The organism is Acinetobacter sp. WCHAc010052, from assembly GCF_002165295.2.
In the GTDB taxonomy this organism is placed as follows: Bacteria; Pseudomonadota; Gammaproteobacteria; order Pseudomonadales; family Moraxellaceae; genus Acinetobacter; species Acinetobacter chinensis.
The window spans coordinates 833,575-845,380 of sequence record NZ_CP032143.1; the positions used below are offsets into that span (position 1 = coordinate 833,575).

Annotated in this window: 8 protein-coding genes; 7 read left to right on the top strand and 1 reads right to left on the bottom strand. The window is 44.2% G+C overall.

Annotation, left to right across the window (positions count from 1 at the left end):
* Positions 1-70 precede the first annotated feature (70 nt).
* From CDG61_RS04505 to CDG61_RS04535, 7 genes are all read left to right on the top strand, one after another.
* Positions 71-634, top strand: a complete 564-nt coding sequence (locus CDG61_RS04505) for a YceD family protein (RefSeq protein ID WP_087513433.1) — start codon at positions 71-73, stop codon at positions 632-634.
* Between the two features lie 75 nt (positions 635-709).
* Positions 710-895: a 50S ribosomal protein L32 gene (gene rpmF, locus CDG61_RS04510; RefSeq protein WP_000290730.1), complete on the top strand. Its 186-nt coding sequence runs from the start codon at positions 710-712 to the stop codon at positions 893-895.
* A gap of 279 nt (positions 896-1,174) precedes the next feature.
* Positions 1,175-2,161, top strand: coding sequence for an ACP S-malonyltransferase (fabD, locus tag CDG61_RS04515; protein WP_087551249.1), 987 nt, complete (start codon positions 1,175-1,177; stop codon positions 2,159-2,161).
* Positions 2,158-2,892 (top strand): 3-oxoacyl-ACP reductase FabG, encoded by a 735-nt coding sequence (gene fabG / locus CDG61_RS04520; protein ID WP_087513435.1) that lies wholly within the window; start codon positions 2,158-2,160, stop codon positions 2,890-2,892. Before fabD ends, fabG begins: the two co-directional genes overlap by 4 nt.
* A gap of 83 nt (positions 2,893-2,975) precedes the next feature.
* Positions 2,976-3,212 (top strand): acyl carrier protein, encoded by a 237-nt coding sequence (acpP, locus tag CDG61_RS04525; RefSeq protein WP_067669528.1) that lies wholly within the window; start codon positions 2,976-2,978, stop codon positions 3,210-3,212.
* Positions 3,213-3,410: 198 nt separating this feature from the next.
* Positions 3,411-3,884, top strand: a complete 474-nt coding sequence (gene lysM, locus CDG61_RS04530) for a peptidoglycan-binding protein LysM (protein WP_087513436.1) — start codon at positions 3,411-3,413, stop codon at positions 3,882-3,884.
* Between the two features lie 358 nt (positions 3,885-4,242).
* Entirely contained in the window at positions 4,243-11,043 is a 6,801-nt protein-coding gene (locus tag CDG61_RS04535; protein ID WP_171405573.1) for a BapA/Bap/LapF family large adhesin, read from the top strand.
* A 123-nt stretch (positions 11,044-11,166) separates the two neighbouring features.
* On the opposite strand, the gene CDG61_RS04540 is transcribed toward CDG61_RS04535, so the two are convergent.
* Positions 11,167-11,595 carry a hypothetical protein gene (locus CDG61_RS04540; RefSeq protein ID WP_147387768.1) on the bottom strand — a complete coding sequence of 143 codons (429 nt, stop codon included), beginning with the start codon at positions 11,593-11,595 and terminating at the stop codon, positions 11,167-11,169.
* Positions 11,596-11,806 lie beyond the last annotated feature (211 nt).

Here is an 11,806-nt window from a genome sequence, read left to right on the forward strand (position 1 = left end):
GAATAAGTGCAAAATTGTATCTTAATCTTTGACAGAGTACTGATGAATTTGTAGAATTGCCGCCTTAATTATGTCAGCAAATACCTTTCCGGCACAGATTGAGCCGTTTAAATGGGCTGAACAGGGCTTTACATGGTCAGGTACCCTGCCATTATCGCGTTTTGTTCGTATTGCCCGTGAAGCTGTTGGATCAATTGATGATCAATTGATTAACATAGACTGTAAGCTGTCACTCGATACGTATCATCGTATTGTATGGCTTGATGGTCATGTTGAAACGAAAGTTCCAATGGAATGTCAGCGTTGTCTGGATTCTGTTGAAATAGCTCTCGTTTCAGATTTTCATCTTGCTCTTATAGATGATGAGTCACTGATAGAGCGCTTGGATGAGGATGCTGATTTCATCGTTCTGGGTGAAAGTGAAGCGACAACTAAAGGAGATTATGCAACTGCTACTCCTGCAACTGTCAATTTACTCGCACTTCTGGAAGATGAACTGTTACTGCTGGTGCCTTTGTCTCCTAAGCATGATGCCTGTGAGCATAAGCATCAGCCTGCCGTTCAGGAAGTTGAAGAAGAGAAGCGGGATAACCCGTTTGATATTCTGTCCAGCTTGAAGGGTAAACTTAACTGATTTTTGTGTTATACTGTGAAGTATAAGACAACCAAATTTGTTCTGATCCTTTTTTTCGATTTGTAAGGAGCCATCATGGCCGTTCAGCAAAACCGTAAAAGTCGCTCTCGCCGTGACATGCGCCGTTCACATGACGCTTTAACCGAGAATGCATTAACTGTAGACCAGGCAACTGGTGAAACTCATCGTCGTCACCACGTGACTAAAGATGGTTTCTACCGTGGTCGTCAATTATTCGCTAAAGCAGCTGATGCTGAATAATAAGTGAATAATTAAGCATCGCGCTTAAGAAAAAAAGGGAGCTTACGCTCCCTTTTTTTTATTGCGATTTTTGTTGTATTTGGCAATTATCAAAGCATAAATTAAGTGTTAAATTCTTGCCCCATAAAAGAGTAAAGACCAGGAGCAGAAAAGGGTTTGTCCGGAAACTGCTTTATTTACTGATATTTATTCAGTGAAAAACAGGGCAAAGTCTGAGAGTTTAGATCTGTCAGTTTTTGCAACGATGAACTTTATTCAGCCCTTACGAAAGGATTTTTTATGTCTGCTAAACGACTTGATCAGGCAGCTCTGGCAACCAGAACAGCTTTTGTGTTCCCGGGACAGGGTTCTCAGAAAGTGGGGATGCTTGCAGAGCTTGCAGAGCAATTTTCAGGTATACAGGCAACATTTGCAGAAGCATCTGAAGCGGTAGGATTTGACCTGTGGCATATTGCACAGAGTGGTGAAGGGCTTGATCAGACCGAATTTACCCAGCCTGTACTCCTGACAGCCAGTATTGCGCTGTGGCGGGTATGGCTTGAACTGGGTGGTGTGGCTCCAAAATATCTTGCAGGTCATTCACTTGGGGAATACAGTGCGCTGGTTGCAGCGGGTGCAATGAGCCTGGGCGATGCAGTAAAGCTGGTCAATCTACGTGGGAAACTGATGCAGTCTGCTGTTCCTCAGGGGATGGGCGGCATGGCGGCAATTCTTGGACTGGACGATGCCAAAGTGCTTGAACTGTGTGAACAGATCAATATGCAGGGGCGTGGTTCAGTCGAGGCTGCCAATTATAATGCTCAGGGACAGGTGGTCATCGCTGGTGACAAACTGTTGGTTGAAGCCGTTATGGCAGCAGTGAAAGAACAGGGTGGTAAAGCAATTGCATTACCTGTTTCAGTGCCGTCACACTGTTCTTTAATGAAACCTGCAGCAGAAAAGTTTGCTCAGGCTTTGGAAGAAACCGCCATTGAGATGCCACATCTACCTGTAATACAAAATGTCAACGCGAAAGTCGCGGCAGACGTGGGTGAATTGCGTCAGGCACTGACAGCACAGCTGTATCAGTCAGTCCAGTGGACGAAGACTATGCAGATGTTACAGGATGAAGGCATTCAGTATATTGCAGAATGTGGTCCTGGTAACGTGCTTGCCAATCTTGCTAAACGTTTGCCAAATATTGAAAAAGCATTTCCACTGGATTCGCGCAGTCGTATGGAAGATGCTCTGAATGCCATTCTGGTGGCAGAAGGAAAAATTGCATGACACAGGAACGCAAAGTTGCATTGGTAACAGGTGCGAGCAGAGGGATTGGTGCAGCCATCGCTCAGCAGTTAATACAGGATGGTTTTTTTGTTGTCGGTACTGCCACCTCAGAAGCTGGTGCTGAAAAACTTTCAGCAGCTTTTGCTGAGCAGGGTACAGGCAAAGTACTGGATGTCCGTGACGGTGCTGCAATAGATGCACTGGTTACAGAGATTGAACAGAACTATGGTTCTGTCCTGGTTCTGGTAAACAATGCAGGTATTACTAAAGATAATCTGTTACTTCGTATGTCAGAAGATGACTGGGATGATATTCTTAACATCCACCTGAAAGCAGTTTACCGTTTATCCAAACGTGTTTTAAAAGGCATGACCAAAGCAAGATTTGGGCGCATTATCAATATCAGTTCAGTGGTTGCACATTTTGCAAACCCAGGGCAGGCTAATTATTCTGCTGCTAAAGCCGGTATTGAAGCATTCAGCCGCAGTCTTGCAAAAGAGATGGGCAGCCGTCAGATTACTGTAAACTCTGTTGCACCAGGTTTTATTGCAACAGAAATGACAGAACAGTTGAGCGAAGAAATTCGTAAGAAAATGAGTGATCAGGTAGCACTTAACCGCTTAGGTGATCCTCAGGATATCGCAAATGCTGTAGGTTTCCTGGCTTCTGAAAAGGCCAGTTACATTACAGGTACTGTGTTACATGTAAATGGCGGTTTATACATGAACTAAGGTTCAGTATAAACTTTCAAAAAGATTTAGATTCAATTAAACTATCGGCATTAAAAACGCCACAAGCAATGAGGAGAATTCCTGTGAGCGATATCGAACTACGCGTTAAACAGGCAGTAGCTGAACAACTTGGTCTTAAAGTTGAAGAAATTAAAAACGAAGCATCTTTCATGGATGACTTAGGTGCAGACTCTCTTGACCTGGTTGAACTTGTAATGTCTTTCGAAAACGATTTCGATATTACGATTCCTGATGAAGATTCTAACGAAATCACAACTGTTCAATCTGCAATTGACTATGTTTCCAAGAAACTGGGTTAATTCATGATTTTCAGCTTTGCTGAAAAGAAAGCCACCATCCGGTGGCTTTTTTATTGCCTGAAATTTTGTTCTGTGTGTTGTTACATATGTTTACGTTTCTATCACCAATGCAAACTCTTTCTCTGCTATTTATTGGATATAAAATAAACTTTTGATTTTTACTACAACTGGCTAAACCATCATAACTGGAGAATAAAAATGGGTCTTTTTGATTTTGTAAAAGGCATTGGTAAGAAAAATACGGCTCCAGCAGAGCCACAGGCTGCACCGGCAACTCCTGCTGAACCATCTGCTCAGGAAATTGCAAATAAGCTGCTGGGACATATTAAGGCTTTAGGTTTACCTGTTACGGGTCTGTCCGTGAGTTATAACGGTGCATCAGATCTTGCAACGATTAAAGGTCAGGTACAGAGCCAGGCAGACCGTGAGAAGATTGTTCTTGCTGTGGGTAATATTGACCATGTTGCACAGGTTGATGATCAGATTACAGTTGCAACACCAGAGCCTGAAAGTAAGTTCTATACGGTAAAATCTGGTGATAACCTGTCTAAAATTTCAAAAGAATATTATGGTGATCCAAACCAGTACAATAAAATTTTTGAAGCGAACCGTCCTTTACTGAAAAATGCAGATGACATTTTCCCAGGTCAGGTACTGCGAATCCCTCAATAATTCACAGTTATATAAAAAAGGCGCATTTGCGCCTTTTTTATTGATTAAAATCACATAAAAAGCGGATACTTACAACAAGTTACAAAAATAAACGAACAAAAATCACTCAATTTAAGGGTAAAAATAAACTAAATTAAATCAATTAAATAAAATTTAATGTGATATATAGCACAAATAAAACCCATAATAATGATCTGATTTAAAAATTACTTATTAAAAAAAATATAACAATCAGTTTAAGTTATATGAACTTTCATTCAAGTCAGTTTTGGCTATTCGATTTCCTGCGAAGCAGTGGTAAAAATAACCACATAAGAACGAAAAACGCATGAAAAATATTGAAAAAAGGGAAATCGCTATGTCAAAAATAATTGTAATTTCTAAAAGCAGCGGAAAAGTCATCGATAAGACTGACGCAGATGGGGTGGTACTGACTGAGAACTCAGTGATCAGTATTAAAGCAAGTAAAGAGGATGTTGCTGCTATTACCCGCGAAGGCAATACTGCCATTATTCAGCTGAAAAATGGTGAAGTCCTTAAGATTGATAATTTTTTCACAACGCCTGATAACCATATTGTGTTTGATAATGGATCGGGAGATCTGTACTGGGCTGAATTTACCAATGCCAATGGCGAAATTGCAGAAACGATCAAGTACCATCTGATGGATTCAGTGGAACCGCTGCTCTACCATGATTCAGGTATGGGGATATGGCCGTGGGTGGGTGGTGCTGCCTTGATTGGTGGGATTGCAGCCGCCGCAGGGGGCGGTGGTGGCAGTGATGGTAAAGATGGGCAGAATGGACAGAATGGAAATTCGGGTACAGGGACAGCTCCCTTGCCTTTTGCTCCACAGGCTTATGACAATGTAGGCAGTGTGCAGAAAGTACTGAGTTATGGTGATATTACAGATGATAATAAACCGACATTCAGTGGTACGGGTGCTGTCGCAGGAGCACTGATCAAAATTTATGATGGAAATACACTGATTGCTTCCACAACGGCAGATACCAGCGGGAAGTGGGAAGTTGAGCTGCCATCTGGGGTGAAAGATGGAGTGCATAATTTCTCTGCAACACAGACTGTAAATGGTGTGGAAAGTCCACAGTCTTCCGGTTTGCAGATCAATGTAGATACTCTTGCTCCCGATCCCGCAAAAGTCACACCGACCAATCCGACCAATGATTCAACACCGACCATAACAGGAACAACAGAACCCGGAACCAAAGTAGATGTTGTCATTAAAGATGACAAAGGAAATGTAGTATCCGAAGGTACAGCAACGGTGGATAACAATGGCAACTGGACATATACACCTGACACAGCTTTACCTGATGGCAAGTATGACATCGAGGTGACAGCTACAGATCCAGCAGGCAATGTCAGTGCTCCATCTGCACCAGCAACCGTAACTGTTGATACAAAAGCTCCCGATCCTGCAGTGGTTAATCCGCTCCCACTGACCAATGATAAAACCCCGACCATCAGTGGTACAGCAGAGCCTGGTTCGACGGTTACAGTCACCATCAAAGACAGCAGCGGTAAAGAAGTTTCAGGTACGGTTACTGCAGACTCCAGCGGTAACTGGAGTTATACGCCGACTGTAGACCTGGCTGACGGAACCTATCAGGTAACGGCAACGGCTACAGACAATGCAGGCAATATCAGCGATCCATCTGTACCTGTAAATGTAACAGTGGATGCCACAGCACCTGCTGTTGTGGTAGTGAATGCTCCTGCTGTGACCAATGACAAAACACCGACCATCAGTGGAACGGCAGAGCCAGGCTCAACAGTTACAGTCACTATAAAAGACAGCAGTGGTAAAGAGGTTTCAGGTACGGCCACCGCAGACGCGAGTGGTACATGGAGTTATACACCATCTACAGACCTTGCTGATGGAACCTATCAGGTCACAGCGACAGCGACAGATAAAGCAGGCAATACCAGCACGCCTTCTGTACCTGTAAATGTAACAGTGGATGCAACAGCACCAGATCCTGCAGTGGTTAATCCACTCCCACTGACCAGTGATAAAACCCCGACCATCAGTGGAACGGCAGAGCCAGGCTCAACAGTTACAGTCACTATAAAAGACAGCAGTGGTAAAGAGGTTAAGGGTACGGCCACCGCAGACGCGAGTGGTACATGGAGTTATACGCCGACTGTAGACCTTGCTGATGGAACCTATCAGGTGACGGCAACGGCTACAGACAAGGCCGGCAATATCAGCGACCCATCTGTACCTGTAAATGTAACAGTGGATGCCACAGCACCTGGTGTGGTGGTGGTGAATGCTCCTGCTGTGACCAATGACAAAACACCGACCATCAGTGGAACGGCAGAGCCAGGCTCAACAGTTACAGTCACTGTAAAAGACAGCAGTGGTAAAGATGTTTCAGGTACGGTTACTGCTGACTCCAGTGGTAACTGGAGTTATACACCATCTACAGACCTTGCTGATGGAACCTATCAGGTCACAGCGACAGCGACAGATAAAGCTGGTAATACCAGCACTCCTTCTGTACCTGCAAATGTAACGGTGGATGCAACTGATCCTGTGGTCACCATAAAACCATTCAGTCCGTTTGTAACTGATCGTACACCTGTAGTCACTGGTACGACCACAGAAAAGGATGCGACGGTAACAGTCATCATTAAAAACAGTGCTGGTATAGAGGTGGAAAGAGGTACCGCTTCTGTTGATCAAAATGGTAACTGGACGTATAAACCCAGTACACTGCTTCCAGATGGAAGTTATACGGTATCTGTAATAGCCAAAGACAAAGCAGGGAATGACAGTACAGAAGTCAGTCAACCTATGCAGGTGGATGCTACACCGCCAAAACCGGTACAGATTGATCCTGCTGGACCTACAAATGACAATACGCCAGAACTTAAGGGCATATCAGATGCCGGTTCTGTGGTTACAGTCGCCATTAAAGACAGCACAGGTAAGGTCATCGAGAGTGGACCCGCAACAGTAGATGCGAGTGGAGCATGGACTTTTACACCATCAGTAACCCTACTGGATGGTACATATACAGTGACCGCGACTGCAAAAGATCAGGCAGGCAACACCAGTGACCCATCAAATTCTGTCAGTGTAACAGTGGATACAGTTCCACCAGATATTCAGATTACCAGTCCATCCACGACCAATACTGCTACGCCTGAGATTAAGGGTACGGTGGAGAAAGATGCGACAGTTACCGTTGAGGTGAAAGACTCGCAAGGTAATGCTGTTACTGGATCTGTAGTGGTGGATACCAATGGCAACTGGACATGGACACCTGACAGTCCGCTTACAGATGACACTTATACAGTCATTGCAAAAGCAAAAGACGCAGCAGGAAATGAGGGGAATGCCACACTTTCAGGCGGTCTGACTGTTTCAGCAACCCTGCTTGATGCCGTGGTGATCAATAATATTGATGTCACCAATGATGCTACACCTGAAATTACAGGATCAGCACCTAATGGTGCTGTCAAAGTCACTGTCACCATAAAAGATAAAGCAGGCAAGATAGTTGATACTGGTGATGCTGTGCTTGATCCAGTAAATGGTAGCTGGACTTATACACCAGGTACTGCACTTAGCCCGGATGGTGAATATACCGTAACGGCAGGTGCTGAAAATACACTGGGAACAAAGAGTGTACCGTCATTACCAATGGATTTTGTACTGGATACCGTTGCTGGTCCGGTCACCATTGATCAAATTGGTAATGCTGCCGGATTGACCAATGATTCAACACCAGCCATTTCAGGTACAGCTGAAGCAGGCAGTACGGTAACACTGACGATAACAGGACCATCAGGTGCTTTGACTCCTGTTACAGTACAGACAGGAGCTGATGGGAAGTGGACGTATACACCAGGCACGGCTTTCGCTGATGGTGCATATACGGTTGCAGCAACTTCAAAAGATCAGGCTGGGAATACAAACCCGACTCCAGTAACTGAAAGTTTTACACTGGATGCTACACCTCCGCTTGGACTTGCTGTGAAACTGGATGAGGATACAGGTGTTTCAGCTACAGATGGTATCACCAGTAATGGAAAAATTCTGGTCAGTGGTTTGGAGCCAGGTGCAACCTGGGAATACAGTCTGGATGGCGGTAAAACCTGGAATGCAGGAACCGGGAGTGACTTTAGTGCCACGGATGGAAAATACGATGTACAGGTCAGACAGACCGATGCAGCAGGTAACTCGGAAGTCAAAAATCTGGGACCGATTACTGTGGATTCAGCAGCACCTGCAGCACCAGTTGCGACAGTTGCGGCAAATGGAGCATCCATCAGTGGTACTGGTGAGGCGAATGCAGTTGTAACCATACAGGTGACAGGTGGTGCAACTTACAGCACGACGGTTGGTGCAGATGGTAAGTATACCTTGCAGGTTTCTCCGATACTGATTGCAGGTGAGACAATCACAGCCTGGCAGACAGATGCAGCTGGAAATAAATCTCAGAATGTCACAGCAACGGCACCCAATGACCCTAATCTGGCATTGAGTCTTGCAGACAATCATGTGGATTTTGCAGTAACAGTCACTCCAACAGTAAAAGAGTCTACAGCAGCTGAACTGGATGCTCTGAAAAAGACAAGTGGCGTGCTGGTTTCAGCAGGGCTTGGACCAGTGCTTGGTGCTGAAGTTCTGACTGACGTAATGAAACAGGCGATTCAGATCACAGTTGCTGAAGACACTCAGCGTCAGATGACATTTAAGAGTGAGTCTGGCGGTGTCCAGGTAATCTCTATGTATGATTTCCTGGTCTATAAAAAAGACCCTGCGACAGGCGCATGGAATCTGCATGAAAAGAGCGGTCAATGGTTAAAGGCTTATCTGCTGGGTGGCGTATCTGATGAACTGAGTATGACCTTCAACGAAGGTGAGTATCTCGTTTTTCTGGCACCATCAGCAGGCGTGACGGCACTGACAGGCTATACCCTGAAAGTTCTTGCAGATGTGGTGTTGGATTTCAGTAATCCTGTTGATGTTTCAGGCAGTGTTTCAGGAAATATGCTGACCGATCTGGATATAAACCATGGTGTGGATGCTGTTCCGGCAGGTTCTGTGATTGGAAAAGTCAATGGGACTGTAATAGATACAGCTACAGCCTCTACGGAAACTGAAATTAAAGGTCAGTATGGTTCACTGTTTGTCAAAGCTGACGGCAGTTACCGTTATGTGATTGATCCGACTTTTAAAGGCCCATTTGGAAGCCAGGAAAAATTTAGCTATGAGGTGACATCAGGTGGTCGGACAGATACAGCAGATCTTGTCATTACTCTGGAAAATATGCCTATAGAAATTGCACCGCCAGATATAGATGCAACCATCATTCTAGGTGTAACACCATCTGAATACGCAGGACCAGGAGTTCCGAAGAAAACCAACTTTGATGTCCTGAAACTGGGTCTGCTCAGTCCAATTTTAGATGCAAATGCAGTCAATGTTGATAAGCAGATGAAATTCAGTGTGGCTGATAATACGGTTCGTGAGCTGACATTTAAAGGGGATGCCGGAGGGGTGACCATCGGCGCAGTTTATGATCTGTATATCTATAAAAAAGATGAAATTACTGGAAAGTATGTACAGTATGAAGTGGTGAAAGACTGGTTCAGTGTTGTGTTGCTGGGTGGTGTTTCCAAACCAGTTACACTTGGTTTCCCTGAGGGTGAGTATGTTGCAATACTGGGCAGTGCTACAGGTGTCGGTCTGTTGCAGGGCGCATCCGTTGAAGTGACCGGTGACAAAATTTATGACTACAGTAAACCTGATGTCAGCAGTTTTACAGGTCAGGTCACGGGGGATGCTACTGAGACTGGGACTGATACAGTGATTAAGGTGGATAACCAGGCTGTCAGTTCAGGTGGTTCAGTTATAGTCAATGGTGTGTATGGTCAGCTGGTGATTCAGGCAGATGGAACATATACATATACAGTCACGCCACCAACAGGCACAGGTAGCTGGACACCACCTTATGGTCAGGTGGAAACATTTACATACCTTGTACGGGGTGCAGATGGCAAAGTCCGTGTTGAAACCCTGAATATCAAGATAGATACGCTGTCTGCCATAGATGATATAAATGCAAGTCCGGTTAATGTCAGCAATAAAGTCGTTACTGAAGATGTCTTTACATACGATACAGGCTGGTCAACTTCAAAGACAAAAACATTCAGTATCAGTGAGGGACAATCAGCTGATGTTACTTTCACTGTGAGGTCATCTGTTACCAATCTATTGGGTAATAATGTGACGATTACATTGAAGGATTCAACAGGAGCAATTATCCAGACAAATGCACAGATTAAAGCCCTGGACAGTGATGACTATGAGATTAAATTTACGGGGCTGCAAGCGGGCAATTATACCATTGAGGCAAAATCGACAGCTATTTTAGGAAATATCTATAATTTCAAAGGAACGGCTGAAAAAACCTTCTTCAATGAGTTTGAAAGTCAGGGAGTGCCAGCAGAAGTCAAAGGCAGTTTGATCAGTAACGACCTGGGAGCAGGCACTATTGCATCTTACAGTGTGGCAGGTCAGACAGTTTCAGCGCTAGGCGTTGCAAAAACCATTACAGTTCAGGGGCTCTATGGGACTTTAACTGTCAATGAAAAAGGAGAATACACCTATAAGCCATCTGGTAAGGCTTATGGTGTGGAAACCTTCGAATACACCATCAAATCTGAAGCAGGTTCAGGAGATACAGCAAAACTGACCATAGATGTCGGAATGAATCTGACTGCATCAGCAAATAATGACAGTGTCAGCAGCAGTGGCGCAGCAGATACATTTACCATGGGGTCTGGTTCAGACACCGTGATATTTAAACTGCTGGCTGATGCAGATGCAACTGGCGGAAATGGTATGGATACATGGACTGACTTTAAAAAAGGCAATGTACCCTCAGTTCCAGATGCGGACAAAATTGATCTGCATGCATTGTTGAATGATGGAAAGGTCAATGCAGGAAATCTGTCAGATTATGTCAAAGTGACTTTTGATCAGGCATCTGGTAATACAACCGTTGCAATAGACAGAGATGGTAAAGCAACGGCTTATGAATCCACTGATCTGCTGGTTCTGAAAAATACCAATGCTACTTTGCAGGAACTTTTAAACAATCAGCAACTGTTGTTCTGATCTGAGTGATTCAACAGACTTTAAAAAGGCGCTATATGCGCCTTTTTATTTGAGTTGATGCTTCAGTCTCAGGGCAAGCAGCATACATAAAGAAATGGCAACAATCAGCATAAATAGCTATTGTTATTTCCCCTGCATTATCACCAGAAAAAATACAGCCAGCAGACTGAAAATCAGGACAGCAGCTGTGACCAGTCTGAGCTGAGATCTGGATGCAGTACGCCGTGCAGATGAGTCATATACAGAAACATTTCCACATTGGCCAGAAACAGAATCTCTGCTGTAAATCTGTACATCACGTGCGCCTGCGTTAAAAATCATTTCGGCTAAAGCCCTGATTTCCACCTGCGTCAGTCCACCTTCAGTCTGTTCCATAATCTCGGTTATAACATATGGAGAAGTGCTGAAAACTGAATGGGTTCTGTGCTTCAGCAGCTGTTTACATGTCTGTTTAGCTGCATCGTAATTGCCAATAATACTTCTGCTGTGACAGTAAGCTGTGGATGGGATTTCAGTTGCAAGGATGGAACCGTCATGTGCAAGCAACTGCATTTTATTGCTGTAAATTTGAAGATATAAGGCGTTCGGATGTTTTTGAAGAGCTGTTTTGAGCATTTTCATGTTTTAAGTTGTTGTAATTTTGGTAGTTTATCCACTTAATATGGCGACTGGAAGTTTTTCTGGTATCTCAGGTTAAAAGCTGAAAAGATACAGCAAAATGAAAGAAGTAATACTGTATAGACAAGTCAGCGCGTTGTATTGT

What these genes read in the sequence shown, in the direction of transcription:
- lysM (WP_087513436.1), top strand. Translation starts at nt 3,411, where the DNA reads ATGGGTCTTTTTGATTTTGTAAAAGGCATTGGTAAGAAAAATACGGCT.
- fabG (WP_087513435.1), top strand. Translation starts at nt 2,158, where the DNA reads ATGACACAGGAACGCAAAGTTGCATTGGTAACAGGTGCGAGCAGAGGG.
- CDG61_RS04505 (WP_087513433.1), top strand. Translation starts at nt 71, where the DNA reads ATGTCAGCAAATACCTTTCCGGCACAGATTGAGCCGTTTAAATGGGCT.
- CDG61_RS04540 (WP_147387768.1), bottom strand. Translation starts at nt 11,595, where the DNA reads ATGCAGTTGCTTGCACATGACGGTTCCATCCTTGCAACTGAAATCCCA.
- fabD (WP_087551249.1), top strand. Translation starts at nt 1,175, where the DNA reads ATGTCTGCTAAACGACTTGATCAGGCAGCTCTGGCAACCAGAACAGCT.
- CDG61_RS04535 (WP_171405573.1), top strand. Translation starts at nt 4,243, where the DNA reads ATGTCAAAAATAATTGTAATTTCTAAAAGCAGCGGAAAAGTCATCGAT.
- rpmF (WP_000290730.1), top strand. Translation starts at nt 710, where the DNA reads ATGGCCGTTCAGCAAAACCGTAAAAGTCGCTCTCGCCGTGACATGCGC.